At 58.5% G+C, this 23,401-nt stretch carries 17 protein-coding genes; 12 read left to right on the plus strand and 5 right to left on the minus strand.

The features are described 5' to 3' along the window. The first annotated feature begins 38 nt into the window (after positions 1–38). From J3489_RS19875 to J3489_RS19915, 9 genes are all read left to right on the plus strand, one after another. Complete coding sequence (locus J3489_RS19875) at positions 39–2,693, plus strand: TerB N-terminal domain-containing protein (RefSeq protein WP_207000853.1); 2,655 nt, start codon at positions 39–41, stop codon at positions 2,691–2,693. Next, positions 2,690–4,177, plus strand: a complete 1,488-nt coding sequence (locus J3489_RS19880; protein WP_207000855.1) for a TerB N-terminal domain-containing protein — start codon at positions 2,690–2,692, stop codon at positions 4,175–4,177. Before J3489_RS19875 ends, J3489_RS19880 begins: the two co-directional genes overlap by 4 nt. Then, positions 4,174–5,487 (plus strand): ATP-binding protein, encoded by a 1,314-nt coding sequence (locus J3489_RS19885; RefSeq protein WP_207000857.1) that lies wholly within the window; start codon positions 4,174–4,176, stop codon positions 5,485–5,487. The genes J3489_RS19880 and J3489_RS19885 overlap by 4 nt, the downstream gene beginning before the upstream one ends. After that, positions 5,456–7,708, plus strand: a complete 2,253-nt coding sequence (locus J3489_RS19890) for a DEAD/DEAH box helicase (protein ID WP_207000859.1) — start codon at positions 5,456–5,458, stop codon at positions 7,706–7,708. The genes J3489_RS19885 and J3489_RS19890 overlap by 32 nt, the downstream gene beginning before the upstream one ends. A gap of 184 nt (positions 7,709–7,892) precedes the next feature. Then, positions 7,893–11,243 carry an NERD domain-containing protein gene (locus J3489_RS19895; protein ID WP_207000861.1) on the plus strand — a complete coding sequence of 1,117 codons (3,351 nt, stop codon included), beginning with the start codon at positions 7,893–7,895 and terminating at the stop codon, positions 11,241–11,243. Between the two features lie 29 nt (positions 11,244–11,272). Then, a complete protein-coding gene (locus J3489_RS19900) occupies positions 11,273–11,875 on the plus strand; it encodes a HEPN domain-containing protein (protein WP_207000863.1) in 603 nt (200 codons plus the stop codon). Between the two features lie 414 nt (positions 11,876–12,289). Beyond that, positions 12,290–13,843 carry a site-specific integrase gene (locus J3489_RS19905; protein ID WP_207000865.1) on the plus strand — a complete coding sequence of 518 codons (1,554 nt, stop codon included), beginning with the start codon at positions 12,290–12,292 and terminating at the stop codon, positions 13,841–13,843. 108 nt (positions 13,844–13,951) lie between these two features. After that, the gene (locus tag J3489_RS19910; protein ID WP_207000867.1) at positions 13,952–14,098 is read left to right on the plus strand and encodes a hypothetical protein; all 147 of its coding nucleotides are present in this window, start codon (positions 13,952–13,954) and stop codon (positions 14,096–14,098) included. A 22-nt stretch (positions 14,099–14,120) separates the two neighbouring features. Next, the gene (locus J3489_RS19915; RefSeq protein ID WP_207000869.1) at positions 14,121–15,626 is read left to right on the plus strand and encodes an ATP-dependent nuclease; all 1,506 of its coding nucleotides are present in this window, start codon (positions 14,121–14,123) and stop codon (positions 15,624–15,626) included. Positions 15,627–15,672: 46 nt separating this feature from the next. Here the strand turns inward: J3489_RS19915 and J3489_RS19920 are convergent, their stop codons facing one another. The 3 genes from J3489_RS19920 to J3489_RS19930 all read right to left on the minus strand — a co-directional run bounded on the left by J3489_RS19920 (position 15,673) and on the right by J3489_RS19930 (position 18,188). After that, on the minus strand, positions 15,673–16,614 hold the full coding sequence (locus J3489_RS19920) for a GIY-YIG nuclease family protein (RefSeq protein WP_207000871.1): 942 nt from the start codon (positions 16,612–16,614) through the stop codon (positions 15,673–15,675). A 143-nt stretch (positions 16,615–16,757) separates the two neighbouring features. Further along, a complete protein-coding gene (locus tag J3489_RS19925) occupies positions 16,758–17,543 on the minus strand; it encodes a hypothetical protein (RefSeq protein ID WP_207000873.1) in 786 nt (261 codons plus the stop codon). A 15-nt stretch (positions 17,544–17,558) separates the two neighbouring features. Continuing rightward, positions 17,559–18,188 carry a hypothetical protein gene (locus J3489_RS19930; RefSeq protein WP_207000875.1) on the minus strand — a complete coding sequence of 210 codons (630 nt, stop codon included), beginning with the start codon at positions 18,186–18,188 and terminating at the stop codon, positions 17,559–17,561. Between the two features lie 439 nt (positions 18,189–18,627). Here J3489_RS19930 and J3489_RS19935 point away from each other — a divergent pair, with 439 nt between their 5' ends. Both J3489_RS19935 and J3489_RS19940 read left to right on the plus strand, forming a co-directional pair. Beyond that, positions 18,628–19,206: a recombinase family protein gene (locus J3489_RS19935; RefSeq protein WP_207000877.1), complete on the plus strand. Its 579-nt coding sequence runs from the start codon at positions 18,628–18,630 to the stop codon at positions 19,204–19,206. Between the two features lie 769 nt (positions 19,207–19,975). Beyond that, on the plus strand, positions 19,976–20,653 hold the full coding sequence (locus J3489_RS19940; protein WP_207000879.1) for a hypothetical protein: 678 nt from the start codon (positions 19,976–19,978) through the stop codon (positions 20,651–20,653). Positions 20,654–20,861: 208 nt separating this feature from the next. On the opposite strand, the gene J3489_RS19945 is transcribed toward J3489_RS19940, so the two are convergent. Then, complete coding sequence (locus tag J3489_RS19945; RefSeq protein ID WP_207000881.1) at positions 20,862–21,041, minus strand: hypothetical protein; 180 nt, start codon at positions 21,039–21,041, stop codon at positions 20,862–20,864. An 18-nt stretch (positions 21,042–21,059) separates the two neighbouring features. After that, complete coding sequence (locus J3489_RS19950) at positions 21,060–22,121, minus strand: site-specific integrase (protein ID WP_207000884.1); 1,062 nt, start codon at positions 22,119–22,121, stop codon at positions 21,060–21,062. Between the two features lie 286 nt (positions 22,122–22,407). Between J3489_RS19950 and J3489_RS19955 the strand changes: the two genes are divergently transcribed. Then, complete coding sequence (locus tag J3489_RS19955; RefSeq protein ID WP_207000886.1) at positions 22,408–22,920, plus strand: hypothetical protein; 513 nt, start codon at positions 22,408–22,410, stop codon at positions 22,918–22,920. Positions 22,921–23,401 lie beyond the last annotated feature (481 nt).

A 23,401-nucleotide genomic window follows, 5' to 3' on the forward strand; every position in this document is an offset into this window, starting at 1 on the left:
CGAGCCGTGGCCGAGCGGACACTGGGTCGTGAGTGGTAATGCTGGTTCTGCCCGGTGAATTTACGACCGTGTTAGTCGGCGCGCTGCGTCGTATTCGACCGTCGTATCACTCCTCAAACGAGGACTGGAAAGCGCTGAAACCGGGGATGCGGATGGCTCAGAAGCGAAAATCAAAGTCTGCACTGCCGCTCGTTGGGGCGATTATTTTTTCCTTGTGGCTCATTGGCGCCCATCCCGGTGACATCACGCTGCTTTTCGTTGCGCTGATGTTTTTTGCCCTTCTGGGTTACTACCTCGCTGGAACCAAAGAGTCGAGCGCCGAGGCGCCAGCTTCGACGAAACCACCGCCTCGCCAGGAACGCGTTGCGCACGCACGTCAGTCGCCGGGAAAGAGAAAGCCGGCCGACAATGTCCCAGCAGTCCCGAGCAACGCCCCAAAGGTTCGTAAACCACCGGACCGCACTGAAATGGTGACTGACGAATTCGCGACAATCGAACCCGATGAGGCGCCTGCTACAGGTTTCACAATTCGCGTCCAACTCGGTACATCGCCGAAGCGTTCTTCGACTGCTGTGACCGACTGCTGGGTGCCGAAGAATGTCGCTGTCAAGGCCCGTCGGTATACGATACTCAATGGACTTTTCTATTTTGGCGAAGGGCTGGAGGCGGCGCATTCTGGCGGTACGGAACCGAGTCTGGTCGACGAAAGCTTACCTATTGGGCGCGACGACGACTACACGGACCGCAAGCTTAGCTATTACCCAAGTTACGGGTCGGCAAGTCCTGACGCCCGCGCTTCGTATCTAAACTGGCTCGCAAACGGCCGACGGGATGCCCAGGCGGATATAGGTTACGTCTACCTATACTTTTATGGGCTGGAGCGACGCGCCCTCGTTGACGCTGCGACGGACCCCGTCGCCGACGCCGAGATTCCGGCAATTTGCGCTGAGGTTGAGGGGCTACTTTCTGTCTACCGGGGAGGAGGGTTTGCTCCCAGGGCTCGGAATCTTCTTGAATTCTGCAAAAACGCGGAGCTAGGTGACCATCTTTACCTCGACGCGCCACCGGCCGGCAGGGTCGACGAGGGTATGCGTTTTCTGCACACACTCGCGCTATCGCAGGCATATCGGCATGAGAGGCCGTTCCCCTCTAACTGGCTACTGTCTTGGTATTTTGCCGACCGCCGTTTTAAAAAGCCGGGTGCGGCCGCGCGGTTCCAGCGTCACTTTGAGTTGCTGTTCGCGCGAGAAGCTGAACAGAGGTTTTCGGCGCACGCTTGGCTAGCGGCGACAGCGACGCCAAAGCTTCGCCTAACGTACCGACCGGTGTCGCCGGGCTTGCTGCCTGTGGGGCATTTCGTTGCGACCAAACAGGACATGGTCGACGTGACGTCTGCAGAGGCCGGACTGGACTCGTTGGTGGAGGACATCGGCCAAACGGTTGCAGGGTCTCTCGACACCTTTGTCAGGTACGTTGGGCGGAACCCGGAGAAGGCTGATACCCCTGAAGCTGAAATGCTGTTGCCGTGCACATTGTGGCCGGAGGCGATAAGAGAGCGGTTTGAAAAAATCGTCGAGACGCTTCGAACGAATGGTTCGGTCAGTGAGCCGATTCCTCTCGCGTTGCTACTCGCGCCGAGGGAGCTTCCAGCGAAGTTCGAGCGCGCGTCATACCTGCAAATTGTCACTCGTGTTGCGCATGGTTTCCAGCTTGGAATCGAGCCGGACCCTAGATTCGGCTCGCCTTTGCCGACTGGAGAAACAACTGCTGTGTTTTTCCAGGTCCCCCCTGATGGTCCGTTTGAAGCAAGTGAGGCCTACGCGCGGCGCGCCGCGACCGTCGGTTTCTACGCAGACATCATTCGTGCCGATGGGACGGCCCTTGAGAGGGCGTGCGTCAAGGCTTTCGAGCTCGTGAACAGCTGGACCGAGCTTTCCGAGTCTGAACGAACCCGTCTACATGCACTCCTGGTGGTTTTACTGAACTCATCGCAATCGGCGGGCAGCACGAAAAAGCGTCTACAGCTCCTTGGGGACACCGACAAACGGCAGGTGGCCGGTGAGCTTATCGAGATTTGTCAGGCGGCGGGCGGACTGACAAAGGTGACAAACATTCACGTTCTGGAGAAGCTTTTCGCCGCGTTGGGCCAGGAAACACAGGGACTCTACAGCCTTGCGCATTCGGCTGCTGCCGCGCAGTCTTCTGAATACGCGAACACTTCCGGTTTGGGTGTGCCACCCAACGGGAAGGCCGTTGGGATGTCTGAGAACGAATCTGGCAAGTCGGATTTCTCGCTCGATTTGGATAGGCTTGCGAAGCTTCGTCGTGAGACAGCTGAGGTCAGCGCGGTGCTCGGCGCCATCTTCAAGGATGAAGCACCAGAAACATCCTCATCGGCCGAGTTGGCACCTGCGACGCCAGCAACTGTAGATATCCGGGTGGCACAAGAGCAAACAACGCCGCAATTGCTGGGGCTTAACGATAAGCACTGGACGCTGCTGCGACGTCTTCTCGCAAGACAGCAATGGGCTCGCGCCGATATCGAGCCAATCTGCGCGGAGATAGGCCTGTTGCTAGACGGTGCTCTTGAGCGCATTAATGAAGCTTCGTTCGATGCATTCGATGAACCGCTGCTCGAAGGGGATGACCCGGTCGAGATTAATCAGGCGCTGGTAGGAGGACTCGACCTGTGAGGCCCTCAGACAACTTTCCGAGCCTTTCCGAGTTCATTGGTGATGCCGCGCGGCTGGAGAGGCCGACGGGACTTCCCAAAAGCGTGTTGGCGCTTCGACGGGGGCGAGGTCGTCCGCCCACCCAAGACATCTGGGTTCCCTCGACAGGGTCCCTCACCGTCGGCAAGTACCACATCACGCGTGGCTTCTTCTACGCCGGTGCAGGGTTGCGCGATGTATTCGGCACTGACATAGAGCCAAGCCTGATAGACCCGGCACTACCGCTTGGGACGAGTGACGACTACCGACTACCGATGTTGGGCGCCACACTCGGTTATACCACCGCGTCGCCTGACGCGCGCGCGGCGTATCTGAACTGGCTTGCGAACGGCCGGAACGACCCGGCCGCAGACATCGGCAATGCTTTTCTTTATCTGATTGGATTGGAACGGCGGGCGCTTGTCGACCCGTGGCGCGATGAGGCTCCGAACGTCGATTTCGGTGGAATCTGTGATGAGCTCGAGTCGTTGATTGCTGTCCATGCAGGAAAGTGGGATTTCATCCACGTCGCTGCTCGGCTCATTGATTGTCTGGTTGTTTCGGCGTCGGAAGGATTACTGTATTTACGTAGGCCTCCTCGCTTCTCTTCATGCAGAGGTGAGCGTTTCGTGCACAACGTAGCTCTTTCCCAGGCTTTTCGTGACGGTCAACCAGCTTCCCTGGAGTGGGTGCTTTCATGGACGATGACATGGGCGAGTCCCGCAGCAAAGTGGCGATTCCCTGGTTATTTCGAAACACTCCTGGCGTTGGAGTTCGACAGCTTTCCTACAGAGACGCTGTTAAATTATTCGCCTTCCATCCTATCGACAACACTTTCCCTTTCCTATCGTCCGACTTACCCCGGGCTTCCGGAGTTTCACTGGGCCCGTCCAGATATCGCTGTTCTGGATTACTGCAGCCAGAACAACCGGGCCCGCCGAGTGATTTGGGAGATGGAGCGCCGGGTGGCGGACCTGCTTGAACCCTATCGGCGACATGTGCGCCGCAAAGGCAACAGGCCTGATTCGCCGGAAGCATACCAAACTCTGCCCGAGCTTTTGCGACCTAAGCAAGCGACTGTTCCGTCTTCCCTCGACACGGAAAGACTGGCTTCCTTGCGCGAGGAAACGAAACGGGCAGGCGAAGTGCTCAGGGCTATCTTCGAGGTAGACGAAGCTGATAGGTCGACAGCACCGATTGAAGCTGCCGCTCGCCCCGCCATTTCTGGGAACAACGCAATCATGGGTCTTGACGAGCGCCATTCCCAACTGGTGCTCCAACTCCTGATGCGAGGGGCATGGACACGCGGGGAAGTCGCGTCGATGTGCTCAGCGTTAAATCTGATGCTCGACGCCGCGCTCGAGCGTATCAATGACGCAGCATTTTCAAGCTTTGACGACTCGCTGCTCGACGGTGACGAGGTCATAACACTCAATCAAGAACTCGCAGAGGAGCTACAAGCGTGAGCAAACCGATTCGACCAAGGGACCGCGATGCGGTGCTGCAGGCGCTGCGCGCGGGGGTGGTGCCGCGCAGCGGACAATATCTCGTACAGGTAGGGCGCGTTAGAGAAATTCAGGCATTGATTTCCGACGTCGAGCGCATTGCAAACGGCGGCGCATCATTCCGAGTCGTGGTTGGGGAGTACGGTGCGGGCAAGACGTTCTTTCTCAATCAGGTACGTGCAGTTGCCCTTGAGAAGAAGCTTGTGGCGGCGTACGCCGACCTGAATCCAGACCGCCGGCTCCACGCTTCCAACGGACAGGCGCGCTCCCTTTATTCCGAGTTGATGAAGAACCTTTCGACCCGCAGTAAGCCAGACGGCGGCGCGCTAGCGACTGTGCTAGAGAAGTTCATCACCACTGTTCTCGAGGAGTCGAAGGAAAGCGGCGAGACGCCCGAGAACCTCATTTTCAGGAAGTGCGCCCACCTGACCGAAATGGTTAATGGTTACGACTTCGCTGCAGTTGTAACGGCCTACTGGCGAGGCTACGACCAGGGTAACGAACAGCTGAAGCTTGATGCTATCCGGTGGCTGCGAGGCGAATTCGCGACAAAGACCGATGCACGACAGGCTTTGGGCGTCCGGAATATCGTCGAAGACTCGCAGTTGTATGACCAGCTTAAGCTCATGGCTGCGTTTGTGCGTCTTGCTGGATACGCCGGGCTGGTGGTTGGACTGGACGAACTCGTGAATCTCTACAAGCTCGCGAATACGGCGGCGCGCAACGCGAACTACGAACAGATTCTTCGCATCCTCAACGACGTGCTGCAGGGTACCGTCGAAGGCTTGGGGTTTATCCTCGGCTGCACCCCGGATTCGTTGCTCGATACCCGGCGCGGCATCTACAGCTATTCGGCCTTGCAGTCGCGCCTCGCTGAAAACTCATTCTCAAACAGCACTCTCGTGGATTACAACCACCCGCTTCTACGACTGGCTGCGCTGACACGCGAAGATTTCTTCATGCTGCTGGAGAACATCCGACATGTCTATGCGGCGGCCGACGTCGAGAAGTACCTTGTCCCCAACGCGGGGATAAAGGCCTTCATGGAGCACTGCGAGAAGCGAATCGGCGAAGCATATTTCCGCACGCCGCGTACAACCATTACCGCCTTCATCAACCTTCTCTCTCTGCTCGACCAATATCCAGGCACCTCGTGGGAGTCGATGCTCGACAACGTCGAAATCGTGAGGGATGAGGGAGGAGCAGCTGACCTGCAACTGGAAACCGAGGGCGCGCCAGATGGAGACGGCTTTGCCGACTTCAAGCTCTGAATCCTCGAGCTTCGAGCTCCTCGAACCGCGCATCCAACGCTGGGTTTGGGAGGCGGGCTGGACAGAGTTGCGCGATGCCCAGGAGCGGGCGATACCGCCCATCATAGCGGCGAAGAGCGACGTCATCATCGCGGCCAGTACAGCGACTGGCAAGACCGAGGCCGCGTTTCTCCCGATTCTGAGCCGGCTTCTGACGCCGGAGGACGAAGGAGGCGTCGCGCTGTGCGTTTCGCCGCTGAAAGCGCTCATCAACGACCAGTGGGAGCGTCTTGAACAGTTGTGCGAGACACTGGACATTCCCGTCGTACCGTGGCACGGGGATATCGCGGCGAGCAGGAAGCAGAAGTTCGTGAAAAGCCCCGCTGGTTGCGTACTCATCACACCAGAGTCGCTTGAGGCGATGCTCTATAACCGGGGTTCGTCCGTCTCATCCATATTTGCCCAGCTGAAATACGTGGTAGTCGACGAACTGCACTCGTTCATGGGAAGCGAGCGCGGCAAGCAGTTACAGAGCCTCCTGGTACGTCTGGAGGTCACGCTGCGACGGCGTGTTCCGCGAATAGGGCTCTCGGCCACCCTTGGGGATATCCAGCTCGCGGCCGATTATCTGCGCCCGGGGGAGGGCGCGAACGTCACTCTCATCGAAAGTACCGACGCTTCGACTCGGATGAAAATCCTCGTCAAGGGTTATCTGGACTTGCCACCGGTGCTGTCCGAGGCGGAGATAGCCACGCGGGAGAAGTCGGGCGAAGAACTCAAGCTGACGGACACGACCGGCACCGGGATGCTCGCCATCGGCCGGCATCTCTACGAAAACCTTCGCGGCACGAACAACCTCATTTTTCCGAATAGCCGGCAAAGCGTCGAGCGATACACCGCTGTTTTGCGCTCACTGTGTGAAGCAGACCGGATTCCCCCAGAGTTCTGGCCACACCACGGCAATCTGTCGAAGGAACTTCGCGAGGAGACGGAGCGCGCGCTGAAGCAAACCCAGCAGCCGGCAAGCGCGGTCGCTACCTCGACGCTCGAGTTGGGCGTGGACATAGGCCCTGTCGTATCCGTGGCCCAGATTGGACCCGCACCGTCGGTTAGTAGCCTGCGACAGCGGCTCGGACGGTCCGGACGACGCAAGGGTTCATCGGCTGTTCTGCGCGGCTATGTGCTGGAACCCGAACTCGACCTGCGGTCTCCCGTGGCCGACACGTTGCGCGAAGGGTTGGTTCAGCTCATCGCGCAGATTGAGTTGCTCCTGCAAAAGTGGTTTGAGCCACCACGCGCGGCAGGCATGCATCTGTCAACATTCATCCAGCAACTGCTGTCTGCGATTGGTCAGTATGGAGGGATTTCGGCCGGGCAGGCATACGCGCTGCTGTGTGTCAAAGGGCCGTTCCGGGCAATCTCGCAGGAGGATTTCGCGACACTTCTGCGCTCGCTCGGTTCGCAGGGTGTTCTGCTACAAGATGGCGCCGGCACGCTGTTGCATGGGCCCGTAGGTGAGGCAATCGCTAACCACTATTCGTTCTACGCGGCGTTTTCCAGCCCGGAGGAGTATCGCCTGGTGTCTCGTGGTCGCGCACTCGGTTCACTCCCTATCACGTCGCCGGTGGGTGTCGGGGATTACTTGTTGTTTGGAGGGCGGCGCTGGAAAGTGGAGATGGTCGACCAGCCCCAGAAGGTCGTCGAAGTCGAAGCGGCCCGAGGGGGACGAGCGCCGGCATTCGGCGGTACGCAGGGTTCCGTCCATACCCGAGTTCGACAGGAAATGAAAACGGTACTCGCTGGCGATAAACAACTTACCTACCTTGACCCCAAGGCGCAGGAGCTTCTCATGGCATCGCGCGCCGCCTTCCGGTCCATGGGATTGGCGAACACAACACGCTTTACGTCAGCCGACGGCCTAAAACTGTTTCTGTGGCAGGGTGACGAGATTCAGAATACGCTGGCGCTGATGTTCAAGAGCTTGGGCATTCAGGCCAAGAACGAGGGATTATGCTTGGCGCTTGAGAACTGTGACTCCGTTAGGTTCGGCGAGGCGGTCGATAAGCTACTGGAAGTCGAGGAACTTACGTCCGAGACATTGCTCGCGCACGCCGAAAACTTGGCAATCGAGAAATGGGACATGCTAGTGCCCCGTCCGCTACGCGAGCGTAACTACGCCTCGTTATTCCTTGACCTCCCCGGAACCTACGCCTTGATGCGAACTGAGGGATTTTGCGACTGAATCCGAGCCCGCCGACCTTCTCGATTAAAAACACATTCCCGAGTTTGGGGCCAGTAAGGACCTCGACAGAACGGAGCGACGAGCTGCTCAGTAGCATGATGAGGTGCGTAACGGCGAGTAGAAGAAATAGATAGGAGACGAAAATGTCAGTGTTGCAGGAACTCGCAAAGTGGGTCCTTAAGGAATGACCACGGACAACGGGTTGTGCGATAAGCCATGCCGGGTTGAGATTTTCCTTGGGCATGAAATCGAAGACCCAACGGAATTGCGACTCGTGCGAAGAGTCCGTTCCGACCTGGAGGCTATCGGCGAGCCCGCGCTGATTCTGGGGAACTTCTATTGTGGTCCCCTCCGTACCCAGATTGACGTCGTTGTTGTAACTTCCCGGGGTGCTACGGTCGTTGAGGTGAAAGGCTATCGTCTCCCCGTCGAGGGCGGTGTGAACGGGCAGTGGGTGTCCCTGTTCCCCAACGGAAAGCGTCGGGCGATTGCCTCAAAAAATCCATTTCAGCAGGCGCTGGATGCCCGACATGCCGTGGCGGACGAACTCTCCAAAATCGCTTCCGTCGATTCGGGCCGAGCGAGGCAGGCCGTGGGAGGAAACCTTTGCCTTTTTCCAGAACCCCTTGCGGGCTCCAGTATCCCGGACAGCAACTTCAAGTGCACGGTCGGCAGCTATCGTGAACTGCTGTCCCAGATAAATGAATCACGCACAGGCGCGCTACCGCTCGAGACGTGGCGGGAATTTGCTTCGCGCATCGGTCTGGTACGGCAGGCGCCCGAAAATCGCGGCGCCTGGGAACGCTTTGCCGCCGAGTACAGTTCGCAATGGCAGACCGCTTTCGCGGCGACCAGCAAGCCCTTCGTTCCGCTACCGTTACTGATAGAAGGGCATGAGACTTTACTGGCCGACTGCGCCAGACGGTTGAGCGAAGGCAGAAACCTAGTACTTGTCGGCGCATCGGGTTCGGGTAAGTCACGGGTTCTCGAGGAACTGTCGACACTCGTGGCCGCAGCGGGACTGTTACCGATAACGGTAGAGGCACGGCTCTTCGATGGAAATCTTCGTCCACTGCTCGAGCGCTCGGTCACCCTCGCGACGCGCTTTTCGTTAGCCGAGGTATTCCGGTGCGCGCGGCGGAGCGAACACGGTGCCGTTGTGCTGGTGGATGGATTCAACGAATGCCCGATTGCCCATCAGAAAACACTTTTACGGGCGCTGTTTGCGATGTACCAACGATACGGCGTGCAGCTGGTCGTGACCAGCCAGAGCGAGGTGCCGGTGCCATGGCTTCCCGGCGACCTTGCGACCGTCCCTGACCCGACCCGGTTGCATCTGGGGGCGGTACTGGAATCGCACCTGGGTCGAGCGACCAGACAGTCCGAGCAGGACGCACTCGAGGTCGCCGCGACGGCACATGACGCCGAGCTACTGGCGAGTGTAATCGGGGAGCGGGGCCTGGACAGCCGATTCTCCCTGTATGGCGCTTTCACTCGGCTACGGCTGGGTCCCTCGAGCCCCGCCGCACATTCAGCACTCGCCAGCGTCGCGGGTCGTATGCACGAGCGATTTCTCTCAAGCGTGTCCGAACATGAGGTGCTCCGTGAATTGACGTCCGTCGCCGACTCAAGTGTTGCGGCGGCGCAGGTCTGGGATTTGGCGAGGCAAAGCGGCCTGATGGTGCTGCGGTCCGGCAGAGCCTTCTTTCGTCACGACCTGATTGCCGATTACTTCGCTACGGTTTCGCTACTGACGCGGTGCCCGGATACAGATGGAATTGTCCGCGCCCTGGAGCGGCCGATAAACGCGCCGCTGGCCGAGTTCATGGTCGGAGCCTGTGAAACACTCTTCGAGTTGGGGGTGGTGCTGCACACCGCATCGGTCGAGCTGCTGGTTGCGTGTATCGAGGGGAAGTGCGGCTCCAAGGCACGGTCGTTTGTCCTCGACCAGGTGCGAGACGCGTTGGAGGAGGTCGCCGCAGACTATCAGCGACTCATACTGGAGCTTGATACGGACGAACGGGGGCGGCACCACGTGAGTGCGCGGTTGCCGGATGATGTGGAGGCGGATTCCAACGGAAACTATTTGGCCGTCGTATCGTATGCGTTGGACCATGGTCTGTTGCCCGATGTGCTGCGCGCTTTCGGAACCATCGATAGGGCCATACGGACTAAGGCGGAACAGTTGCGTGCCTACTATCCGGACGTCAAGGTCGCATTCCGCCGGCGAGCCTACAATGCGATTTACGGTCCCACGGCCAGCGTCAGGGCAATGCACGACATCCAGCAGGGTTTCAGTCTGCTGCACCGTCAACGCAGCTCGGGCGCGCTACAGGTGGCGTTGTGGGAACAGCTGTCAAGAGCGGATGAGCTCTTTCCCGGCCAGTTGCTCATCATTGCAGGGGCAATAAATCGGCTTGCGCCGCTGCCTCAAGCCATCCCCGGTAACTTCGCTACGGTGTTACAACAACTGTGGGACGTTGGCATCCAGCGATTGCGGCTGGAGGTGGTCGAGCTCGCGCGCCGAATAGGACCGCACCTCAACGTGGAGACGGAGCAGGAGCTTCGTGCCACGCTCGAGTCCTGGCTGAGCGATGACGACCCCTTTACGAACACACTGGTATTCGACGCATTGCAGGGCGTCGGAGGTCCGGAGACCAGCCTGTCGGTCGAGGTTGCCCATGAAGAATTACTCGCTGCACTCCAGATGACGCCATCAGGCCTGGCGTCTGAGCGGGCGATGCATCTATACGTGTGCACATTCGACCATCCGTGCGACTCACTCTATTGGGAAGCGTTCTACGAGCGGCTGACGGACAGGGAGCGACTGGAAATATTACTCAGGGCGGCAGACGCGACGTATTCCGACTTGACCACGTCGATGGTCGTTGCGGAACTCGCACGAAATCCGGTTCCGGCCGCCGTTGCATGTTTCCGGAGATTTGCGCAGATGCCACATTTGTCCGGTACCTGGACGCAAGCGGCGGTGGAAACGTATCTGCGGTCGATTGCTGCGCTGGCCGGCATGGGAGTCGACCTGGACCCAGGTGAGGGAGACGCACCCGCCATGTCGGCCTGGTACCATGCCGCCCGGCTGCTCCATCTTCTGGCCGGCCGCCCGGAGGCGTTGGATAGTGCGCGGCTCGCCATGCTATGGGGGCAACTGGAGCGCTGTGGCGTGGCGCACGCATTTGATGTGGTCATGCACGTGGAAACCAGTGATATGTTCAGAGGCAGCGACATGAGGCTTTCGTTTCTGCCCGGCTGCAGCGAAGGGGTCCGACGTCTCGCACGTGACGTATTGCGCTCGAGCTATCAGCCTGCGACTGAATTCGAGCGGAGCGGCCAATGGCGCGGCCTCATGTCGGAGCATCGCATTTTCGCGTTGCAGGTTCTGGCACACATTGGCAGGAAGACTGACCTCGAACTGGTCAAGGCGTGGACCGAGGACACAAGCGTCGGGCGGCACGCCATCGCAGCCGCGAAGTCGCTCGAAACGCACACCGGAGGCAACGACACGGATAATGCCCGCTAGGCACGCCGTCATGGTTGGGGGGGGAAGCGATGGACGAAGCAGACGAGGAAGACCTGGATATCGAAGCGTGGTTTGCCGCGCGACCGACGCTGACAGAGGAGCGCAATCACCCTAACCACTGGTACAACCGGGGCGCGGACCTTCATGCGTCCGCCGGGGCGTTGTGGTATGCGATGGAAAACGATGTCCATCACAACGTCGCCGAAGCGCTGGGCTTTCCGACTGGCTTCAGCATGGGCGTCGCGTGTTACCCCGTCTACCACATGATGTGCGGGCTGGCGCTGGAAGTCATCATGAAGGCCGTACTGGTTCAACGGGGTCTTCCGTTTCCGAAGACCCACAGCCTGGCACAGCTGGTCCAGTCTCTCGGGCTGACCAGGACTGACGATGAGCTGGCGATGCTCAGGTTCTACGTGCAGGCGGTCCTGTGGGCTGGCCGGTATCCGGTTCCCTTGAAGGGTACCGATGACAAGCTGCGCAGTTACTGGTCGCTCGCAGACGAGGTCCTGACGTCGCCGGTAGAGCGCGTGGGGGATTCGGGTCTCGAGATTCGCAGGCACAATGGTGCTTCGGACTGGGAGCGATTTTCTTCCATGTGGCATGAGATTGCGTCGCTCTTCCGGCACGGCTGAGGGCCCTCACGCAGTGTTCGTGAGGTAAGCAGGGGCGCAGCTATCAGGGTCGGTAACAGGCATTCCGAGGCCGAGGCGTGCTTTGCCTAGGAGCCTGGAGGGGACGGCGGCTGGGTTGCGGCCGGGCAAGAAAGCGTGACCGCTTCATCTGGTCTGGGTGACGTCTAGGGGCCGCGTGGGCGACCCGGCGGTGTGTTTACTGTGGCGCGCAAGTGTGCCAGACTGTGATGACCAGCTTCTGGAAACGCCTTGAAAATCAGTGGCTTAGAGGCGGGGCGCCGGAGTGATGTGGCGAATCCCCCTCTCTCCGCCAGCGAACCTCTTAGCCTTGTCAGGCTTGGAAGTCCCCGCCAGATAAGGCTCTCAGGCCGATCTGCTACAGGTGGGTGTTACACTTGGATCATGAGCGAGCCAATGTGTACCCATCTTGTCAAGCGCGGTTCCGTCTACTACTTCCGCCGCAAAATTCCGCTTGACCTGATTGCCCATTACGACGGCAAGAAAGAAGTCATGCGGTCCCTTCGTACGTCCGATAAGCGCGAAGCCGAGAAGCTGGCACGCGAGGAAGGTGTGCGGCTTGATCGTGAGTTTGCGCAGTTGCGTGGACCAGGACGCAACGCGGACGCGCCTGCCGCTGGCAGTGATCCACAGCCGTCCCTTCCTCCCCCGAAGGCTATCGACGTGGACTACGCTGCACGCCGCTATTTGGCGCATCTGCGCAAGGCCCGCGACGAGGCGGTGGCCCGTGGCGAAGCTGCGCTGGAATTCTTCATGGACTGGCGGCGTTCGCAACTTGCCGAGCATGAGGAGATTTTGCAGGGCAAGGCCGAGCCATTACAGCCGCTTGCGTATCACGAAGCGCACCGCAATGCTTTGCGGGCCTTCCTGCTTGGTGACGGCAGCGTCATCGAACTCGGTAGCCATGCGGCGGGGCCGCGTGACGTTAAGGTCAAGACGTACCGCTTGGCAAGCGTCGGGATCGAGCTATCGGGCCTCATTGATAAATGGGCAGCAGAAAAGCAACCGAAGTCGAAGACCGTCAGCCGGACGCGGAGTATCGCACTGGATTTCGCAAAGCGCGTAGGGGTTTCGCGCACGGATCAGATCACTCGGCAGCATGTCCTGCGCTACAAGGACGCATTGCTAGACGACGGGGAGAGCGCGGCCAACATCAACGTCAAGCTGCCGATGCTTGGCGTAATCTTCAACTACGCGTGCGACAACGATCTCGGCATGTCCGCGAATCCCGCCGCAAAGATTCGAGTAGCGGACAAACGGCGAGCCAAGGACAAGCGGCGAGAATTCGATACGGCGGCGCTCAATGCGATCTTCAGCAGCCGTGTCTTCACAGAGGGCTATCGTCCGCTCGCTGGTGCTGGTGAGGCTGCGTACTGGCTGCCCTTGCTCGCCTTGTTCACCGGGGCGCGAATCGAGGAACTGGCGCAGCTTCGACCCGAAGACATATACGAAGAAAGCTACACCGACGCGGACGGGGGCGAGCGCAAGGCGTGGGTGTTGCGGATCACGGGTGATCAGGCTGAAGGGCAGGAGATCAAAACCGAGAGCAGCGAGCGGCGCGTCCCGTTGCACGCCGAGCTATTGCGTCTCGGCTTTGTGGCGTTCTCGCAGGAAGCCAAAGGTCGCGCTCGCATCTTTCACAAGCTCCGCCCAGATGTCGACGGTAAGGAGAGCGGGAACTTTTCGAAGTGGTTCAGCCGCTACCTTCGCGGGGATTGCAAGGTGACGGACGAGCGGATGGTGTTCCATTCATTCCGTCACACGTTCAAGCACCTTGCGCGCCTCGCGGCCATGCCCACCGAGGTTCATAACGCTTTGACGGGCCACGTAACCGGCAATGTGGCGGACAACTATGGCGGGTTTTCGTATCCGCTTGCACCCTTAGTGGACGCTGTGAGCCGGTATCGGGTTGCTGGCGTGCTTTTCCCCGAAACAAGAGCGGTCGAATAGTTTTAGAATTGGTTCCGAGCCGGCGCGATAGTCGCAAAGATCGAGTCGAAGGCGGCTCGACTACCCGCATACCGGCTGCGATCTGAAACACTGTGTCTGCTGTTGGCGATGTTTGGCTTCGGCGGCGCGTCGGCGGTTTCCATCCGTGACGAACTCTTGGCAGCGCGCTACATGACTCGGTTTGATGGCGTCGTCCTCTTCGACTATGCGATGAGCAAAGCACATGCGCTAAATACAGTGCGCATCAGCGACTAATCTTTAAAACCGGAATTAGCCCATGTTGACAGACGAAGAAATAATAGAAGAAGTTAGCAGACTAGATCGAATCTGGGAAAACCCGAATAACAGAAATGACGTCTTTGGAAACACCCTTAAGGCGATTGAAGTCACCGGAATTCGAGGCCTGAATACTTCCATCGAGTTCAGTTGGCCGGTTGTCGCAATCGCCGGAGTGAATGGCACAGGCAAAACAACATTGTTGCAGATCGCATCCACGGCCTATTCGCGGTCGGTAGGTGGCAGGTATTTCAAGCTTGGTGAGTGGATCAGAAACGAACTGCGAGGCGATACGCCGCCCGTAGCAAGAGACGCACGTGTTACGTATTCGTTCTGGGACAACTCGCCGACGATTCCAGTCCCGTATGAGTCCGGGAATAGCCGCTGGCGCTACCCTCGTCGCGGCAATCCGCAGCGCCACGTTGAATTCATCGGCGTTGCAAACTTTGCGCCCCGTATCGAGCGCAAAGATCGCGTGCATGTCTTCCGCACTCAGCTTGAAATTCGAGCTTCGGAGGACCTCCCTGTCGAAATGTTGCAGAGTTTCACTGCGGTGTCTGGGCGAGCATACACCGGGGGAAGTATTCATACAGTCGGCTCCCCAAATGGTCATTGGACTGAGCGTTTGCCACAAGTTGCTCGGGATGGAGTTATCTATTCCGAGCCACACATGGGTGCTGGCGAGCAAAAGGTCATCCGTCTCATTCGGCAACTTGAGGGGTTGCCACGGCAGTCGCTGGTCGTCTTAGAAGAGCCCGAACTGACCCTTCACCCGGACGCACAGCGCGGGCTAGCGTGGTATCTAATGAATTTGTCACGACGGCGAGGTCATCAAATCCTCATTGCGACGCACTCCGCTGACATTTTCGAGACCGTGCCGCAAGCGGCTCGCGTGTTGTTGGTTCGCGGACCCGCTGGCGCGGTTCAGGTTGTGCACCGTGCAAAGTATCTTTCCGCTGCTCGGGAATTGGTGGCAAACGTTCGGCTCAACAAAGACCTCGTGCTTGTAGAGGACATTGTGGCACAGCATCTGTTGGCGGAGATTCTGCGTCAATTCAGTCGGCCATTGCTTGACCACTGCACTATTGTTCCCGTGGGAAGCGCAAATGATGTCCGGCGACTCGTTGAGTCCTTCCGCTCGGCAGGGGTTCGTGTCGTCGGGGTCCGGGACGGCGACATGGGCGCTGATCAATTGAACAACATGCTGTCGCTTCCGGGAAATTTAAGTCCAGAAGAACTACTGCTCTCGCCAGAGAATGTTGGACGCACGGAGCGGTGGATCAACGGATTCCGAGACGTTTTCGCACAGGCAGAAGTGACTGCGCTAGGTACACGCGGTGCCGTGCGGGCGAAACGAATTATGTCTGTCTTGCCATTGAAATCCGGTCTCAGCGAAGAAGTACTCGCGGACAGACTTTGCATTGCGTGGCTCTCTGCAAATGAGGCTGCTGCGAGGCAATTGGCCGCAGACATAACGGCCCTGTTTGAGGCGCAAGAACATCGGTGATCCTTGTGCGGCGACTTCGCCACGTTTCCAGAAACGCAACTGCTGGTTAGTGGTCGCCATCTTGGCGTGCAAGTTGAAGAGTCTCGCGCTCCTCCAGATGTTTATACGTTTCACCGGTTTCTGTGCACCAGTTATCGCGGCCATTAATCGAGTATCCGACAATAATGGCTGCTGCTTGGGATGGGCTTGTAAAGGAATAGTCGCGGTCGAAAACAAACTTCGAGCCTGCATCCTTCAACACGCCTTCAGCAATCATTCGTTCTTTCCGTGCTCTGTAACCTCCAGACAGACTACCCGCGTTTTCCTTTGCGGCCTCTGACCCGGATAACACGACTAGACCTTCGTCGGAGCGCACTGCGCGGGCAAAGATTCCGCTGACACGCAACGTGAATTCGTGGCCGATGCCTGCGGGGAGGTGCGAAGTTTCCACCGCTGGCGCAGCATTTGCCGCCGACAAATGAGCTGCTGCGGCGTTGACGGCACGTCGTGGCACAGGCGGTTCTAGCACGCGATGACCGAACACGCCAAGCAGCACTCGGATGCCGTCGATAAATTCCTGCATAGCGTCTCGGTCTGACCTAGGGAGGCCCGCCAGTTGCGGCGTTTGCGAATTTTGCACTGCGTACTGATCAGCCGCGACGGCTATGTCGTGCAACTGCGATTCCAAGAATTTGACGTGGGCTTTTGTAAGGTTGTCGTCCTTGCTGGTGAACGCTATCAATTCGTTCCAAAAATCCTTATTGTCCACATGACTTCGGATTCGATCGAAGACGTCTTCAGCTTCCCCGATGTATACGGCGTTCCGGTCGTTGTCATCGAAGCCAAACAGGAAGTACACCCCCGGTCGTCGTATTTCCTGCCACTCGCGCAATTCCAGAAAGCGCGCACGAGGGCATGCGAGTCCTTGGCCGGTCCAATTCACTATTTCACCGTGGCGGATACCTGTGGCCGTGCCATCGGCTAGGAAGATACGTACGCTCTTTCCCAAAGCGACTCTCCGTTGTGGGGTGCATGGGTAATGCCACACATTCTATCGAGCTGTTCCAGCGAATTGCAGCGGGCTTCCCGTGCAAGAATCGCGCAATGGCTCGAGGGCCGCGACGTGGTGCAGTCGTTCCGTGACCCCCACCCCTATTGCAGCATCAACTTATCCGCGAGCTGTTCCCGAATTCGCTTCGAGCCTAAATCTGTCAACCGATAGGCACCGTTCTTCAGCATGACAAGCTGTCGGTAGTCAGGTCCAGTCAACTTCTGCAGTGTGCCCGTGACAGTAGATGGAGCCCGCTGCGCTGCCTTGCCGATTTCACTGCGCGACATACCCTCATCGCCTGCGAAATGCATCAGCACAAGAATCTCTTCTTCCGCTGATAGGTCCGTCCGCTGAACGAGAGGAGTTCCGTCAAAAACGCCCACACTGGGCACGTCGAACTGAAGCAACTCGCGTATTGCCTTCGCGACGGCCTCCCTATCTCCTTGCCAGAAGAGGCGAAGGGTCTCGTTCATCGCCCATCGGACGCACTCGATGACGAGCTTCGAGTCCATATGATTGGGAGCATAGTTCGGTGAGATGTGGACCGCCCCTCGCTGGCTTCGGAATTTGTAAACGGTCCTCAGAACACGGATGACGTGGAGTGCATCGCGGCGTGGGTTCAACTTGTGAGGAACGTTGTCGTTCTCGATGTATCCACAGCAACTATCGAAGTCCTTTCCTTGGCTCAAGGTGCCCGAGTCTTGGTGATAGTAAATGCGGGATAGAATTTCGCAGAACTGCCCGCCGTCAAGTTCAGCGGGTTCCCAGTCTCGTTGTATGAATCGCCGCTCTGCGGAGATAAACTCATCGAGCAGTTGAGTGCACAGCAAGTGATCCAGCGGCGGGCTCAGTGCGGCCAGAAGTCGTTGCTTATTTATCAATCCCACGTCGCCCGTCCCCGCTCATTCAGTTTGTCCCAAAGCCTCGGCGACAAGGATTTGGGCAGCTTTAATGCCGGCATCAGTTAGATACCAAGCGCTGGGACTCTGCCTTGTGTCCTCCGACACGACGGCCGGATTCTTGACCTTCAGCTTGCCGAGGTCCCGGCTAACGTTGTGCGGGAGAATTTCTTTGGCCTGCCGGAAGTGCTTGTTGAATGAAAGCGCTATGCGCTTGGCGGCCAATTCCTTTTGTCCGGTGGCCTCGCCTACCACGTACAAAGTCCACAAGGCCTTTTGCGCCGTATTCCACGACTGAAGCGGGCTTCCGTAAACGGAAGAATCATGTCTCCAGTCAAGAGCGCCCTCGTCAACATCATCCGTGCCGTTTGAAATAACGGAGCGGCGAGGACGGGTCCGGCCTCGTTTGCGAGGTGCGGCTTCTGATTGAGGTTTTACCTCAATCGCGGGCAGTATCTCCTCGGCGGAAGACAAGCCCGGGGAGGGCTGACCGTCGATAATCGCGCCTGCCGGCTGCAGCATCCCCGCAAGCTGCTGCGTGAGTGAGCGGCTTATGTTTGGAACGTCCTCACGCGAGCCTTCGATTTCTAATTCGAAGCCGGTCAGCTTCATTTTGATCCTGAACTTTGACATTCCCCGATCCCCTCAAGGTCTGGCTGCGTCGCGCTTCGTGGCCGGAAGAGAATACTGCGTTTTTGACTGAGGTAAAAGGTACTTGGGGTGGCGGGTCAAATTTTGATTGGTAATCCGTGACCCCTGCGCCGCCGCTCGCCGACGCGATTTCCCCCATTGGCCCTCCTTTGAACGCGCCGAAGACTTCACGAGTGTGCACCCCAGGAGCTTTGCGGGCGTGGTCCTGGAGCTCCGGCGAACCCGGGCGATGAGCGTTGTGGCGCGTGGGCCTACTGTAGCTAACGGAGGCAGAGCTCCGGCATAAAACGTCAAGATTGGTAATCAAACGAGCGATTTCCTACCATGCCGGAACGCAGCCTTCGACCGGTAAGAAAGTCCTTGTAAACGGATTGATTACCAACTATGATTCTTTCCACGATTGATTACCACAGGAAAGAGCATGGCTCGCACATTCCTTTATGCCCGTGTTTCCACCGCCGAGCAGACAACCGATAACCAGCTACTCGAAGTGCAGACGGCTGGGTTCACTGTGCAGCCGCGCCATACGATCACCGAGACAGTATCGGGCAGCGTCCCGGCTGCGGAACGTCCCGGCTTCTCAAAGCTGCTCGAAAAGCTGGACGAGGGCGATACCCTCGTTGTAACCAAGCTGGACCGCTTGGGCCGCAATACGACCGATGTGCTCGGCACGGTCGAGAAGTTGGCCGCGATGGGCGTGCATGTGCATTGCCTTGCGTTGAAGGGCGTGGACCTGACGAGCGCGAGCGGGCGCCTGCACATGACGGTGTTGGCAGCGGTGGCGCAATTCGAGCGCGACCTGTTGATCGAGCGGACACATGCAGGGCTAGCGCGGGCCAAGGCCGAGGGCAAGAAACTAGGCCGCAAGGCCAGCCTCACCGACGAGCAAAAGGCCAAGATTCGGGAGCGGCTAGCGGCTGGGGACGCTACGGCGCGAGGGCTAGCGGAGGAGTATGGGGTGTCTCATCCGACCATCCTGAAGGCCGCACAGGACGCATAGACAGCGGCGCAGCGAGGCAGAAGGCGGGGCCCAGTTTGGAGCGACCCGGCTGGCCGTGTGTGCTTCTATCGCGTAACCAAGTCCGTACCTGCGCCACGGTTGCAGCTTGCAGATGGGAAATCACGCCGGAATGGCTGTACTTTAATTTCGGTTATCTGTAGGACACGACACATTGCCTTTGAGTTGTGGGCGACGTTTGCGGGACGTCATACACCCGCCTGCTGTCCGTCCGGGGTCACCTCTCCCACAGAACTAACATCGGAACGAATGTGACGATGCTGTGCGTAGCTATGCCATGGATCTGTCCATCGGAACGAATGTGACGATGCTATGGGAGGGTTGCGGTTCGGGTAAATCACAACTATCTCGGGGCAGGTACAAGGCAGTTGAACAGTGCGTTCGAAGCAGACATCGGGATGAGCGGACTATGGGCAACACGCCGGGGTACTCGTCGGGCGGCGTGATGTTCGGGAACACGTTCTCGTACGACGCACCTAACGGCTATAGCGGTGGATGCAACGCTTACGGTTTCAGTACCGGACTCGCTGACGGGACCAACGGGTTCTTCTTAACGGGGTCGAGTGGCAAGATTCCTGAGTACCAGTTGCAGTGAGGGCGCGTGAGCAGACAGCGGCAGTGTCGCAGGAGAGTATCCACGGTGTGCCACTGTTCGCTTGCCCTGTACTGATGGACAGCGCGTCTGCGGGCGCGGTATCTGTTTGCTTTACTGATTATATTGGTGTTTTCGAACTGGGGTAGGAGTGACAAGATGATGCGTCTAAACGTCGGGTTCAGCGACTTATTACTGTGCGGCCTTTTGGTCGTGGGCGCGAGTTGGCTCGTCTGGCAGCAAACGTTAGGTCCGGACGCGATAGCGACATTGGCCGGTGCTCTTTTTGGCGGAGCCGCGATCTTGCTCGGCAATTGGATTGGCCGCCGCGCAGAACGCGAAAAGGTCGCGGAAGAGCAACGACAGCGCCAAGCGGCTGTAAAAAGCATGGTGGCTGCCGAACTCGTCAACGTCACGGCGGGTTTGTTGGACGCCAAACGCATTGTGGACGCAGCCGTGGTAACGCGTCAGGCGGGCGGCCACGTTCCCGACCACTTTGACATGACCCAGTACTTGCCGCGCCAGATGCCGTTCACGGACAGCCTTGGGGTCGAACTATTGATCTTGGGGCGACCGGCGATAGACGCGCTTGCGACTTTGTGCTCCAACCTAGCGCTTACGCGGGCGACCATGCTGGCGATCACTGAAGGTCGTGCCGGATTTGACCTTATGCAAATGACGAGTTTGTCGAATGCAATCAAGCATGACATGAGCGTACTGGCCGACGCGTTTCTCCACATCGCCCCGACTCGTGAGTTGCAATTACCCGGTCAGCCCATGGAAAACGCCGTAGCGCTGCTGGATCGCCTCTCAGAACGGCGCGCCGCGAATCACTAGCGGATGCTGCGCAGAACGCTCTATGCACGCCGCCGTCAGCAGACCGTGCCCGATGGATTCCCCGAGTCGTTCGCGTGCTTCAGGAATTGAGTGTCGGCGACGCTGAGGTCGAGGAGGCGAACGAGCGCGAGCATAGCCCGCTCGCCGCGCTGCCCACTGCGGCGCACGCAGACCATCGTGGGCTGTCAAGTACTCGTTTGGGCTTCCGCTAGTCCTGCTCATCCGGGCTTTGCGAAGGCAATGTGTCGTCCGGCAACTGTTCCTGCTGTTCTAGCCGTCCATCAAAGGGCGCGTCGTCATCGTATGGCTCGGTAGTCGTCTTTGTGAAATCGCGGCTCCGCACGGCGCGCTCGGTAGCGCGGCGCAGCCAGTCCGGTTTGTCAGTCATAGTGCGTTCCATCGTCAGTTAGTCAAGCTTGCGTCCAAGCTCACCAAGTTGCAGATGGGTGTACCGCCTGAGAAGCTGTAGCGTTTGATGCCCGGACACCGTTGCAACCTCCATCGCAGGCAAGCCCTTCTCGAACATTCGGCTGATCGCTTCGTGCCGAAGATCATGGAAGTGCAGGTCGACAATGTTCGCCCGAGCGACTGCGCGGATGAATGCGCGCTTGAGTGCTTCCGGGGTAACGCCGGGGAACACCCGAGGCGGAATCTCCCTGCGCTCGCCATATCCTTCCGGCTTCTGCCACTCGTGGATGCTCGCCAGCGTTTGGACTGCGCGAATCGACAGCGCGACACCTCGCGATACACCAGTCTTCGTCTTCGTGAGATAAATCGACCTGCCAGCCAGATTTATTCGGCACCACTCCAGTCCTGCTATCTCGCTGAGACGCATTCCAGTCTCAATCGCGAGCGTAATGGCGGGTCCCAGGTGTGGGTTCTCCGTTGGGCATGCGCACAGCAGCCGCGCCTCTTCTTCCTTCGATAGCCGCCGTTCTCGCGGAGGATTGTGTCTCGGGCGGCGCGTACGTTGAAAGGGATTGTCTTCGAGCTTGACTCCCCATTCGCTGCGCGCAATTTCGATGACGTGGCTCAGTAGATTCATGTCGCGGTTCACTGTTGATCCTGACACGTGCTTAAGGCGGTCATCGCGCCATTCGGCTACCTGTACCGTCGAGAGACGCGTAACCGAGCAGTATGTGAACGAGTGCTTGAGCAAGCCACCGATACGCCATCGTTCGGCCTCCGCACTGCGCTTGTGAGGCGTAACTCGATCCCGGTAACGGTGGAGCAGGTCTCCAAGCGTTAGCTTGTCGGGAGGTACGCCTTCGGAAAGTCGCCGGATCGATTCGTCAGCCGTGCGCCGTCGTTCGCGCCGGTCGATTTCGTCCTCGACCGACTTGGCCCATTCGACGGCCTGGGCGCGGGCCTGAAACGTCCGAGACATAAGTGGGTAGCCTACCTTGCGAATCTTGGCTTGGTAGGTGATCTTGCCAGCGCGGCTGATCCGCTCAACGATGGTTGCCATGGGTGGGCCTCCATAACGAATGGAGTAAGCCCACGGGAATCCGTGTTCCCGATTTCGGTGGAAGCTCGCTCTTATACTAGCGCGGCGCGGTGGGGCGGGACCGAGAGGGGCAGGGTATGTTCGCTGCCTGTCGCGCATTTTGCCCCACTGCAAACAGTCCGCCAAGCGTTGCATTCGCCAAGCGCTGACTGTTACACTGCGCTGTCACACCAGTAACACCAACCTACGCGGAGAGCCTTATTTGACAGGGGTCTAGGGGAATCCCCCTCTCTCCGCCAGGACATCAATGAATACGGGCCTCTCGGCCCGTTTTTCGTTTCTACCCGCCAAAGAACCCGCCAATCCGGAAAGTGTTGTTCTCACGACAATGGCCGACTCCGAAAACATCGAGCGCTTCAACAAGTACGCCTCCGAGGCGTTCGCGATTTTGTACTCTTTCTTTCCGCAGGGCTGCAACTTTGGTCCGGACGATTTCGATGTTCCTAAAGATGAGGACGGCGGTATCACCAACGAGGACGCTAACTTCGTCTCTGCTACCGTAGACTGGTTGAAAGAAGAGGGTTATCTGCGGGTATTGAGCGCGGACATGTCGGGCAATTTCTACGGTGCAGTCCTCACGGGGAAGGGGCTCGCCGTGCTGAAGCTGATCCCCGACGCGCTCACTAATCCCGCGCCGCTGGGCGAGCAGATCCAGGCCGCAGTAAAGGCCGGATCAATATCTGTCGCAAAAACGCTCCTCAATACAGCGCTCGACGCAGGCATCAAGTACACAATGGCGCACGCGGGCATTCCCGTCTGATAAGAGTCCCAAAAACGGAACAGTTCCGAAATCGGCACCGTTTACGTCATCAAAGCCCGCACCAATGCCTAGCTTGGGTGCAAGCATCCGCGAGCACTTGCTAGCACTCTGATAGCAGATCCTTGAAGCATTCCGCGTTGCATCGCGTTGTGTTGCGTTGCATGGCGTCGCGATTTGGGACTAGTCCAGTTTGGGACGTCCCTAGGGACAATGCGTCTGTCCCTAGGGACAAGCGCTTTCGTCCAAAGCGACAAGCTCTGTCACAGAGCGGCGACAGACTCTGTTGTGACGCTTAAGTAACGCTCGCGCCGTTACGGTAACGTTACTCGTCACGTGACGCACCTGTGAACCACGGTGACGCTCGAGAGAAAGTTGTGTGCGTCAAGTTGTGCAAAAACGGCTGACAGTTGTGTGCGTCAAGTTGTGCAAAAACGGCTGACCATAGTTTCAGTTGATTCTTTTGCGCGGGGCTCGGCGCGAA

Origin of the sequence: Trinickia mobilis (genome assembly GCF_017315705.1) — a bacterium.
In the GTDB taxonomy this organism is placed as follows: domain Bacteria; phylum Pseudomonadota; class Gammaproteobacteria; order Burkholderiales; family Burkholderiaceae; genus Trinickia_A; species Trinickia_A mobilis.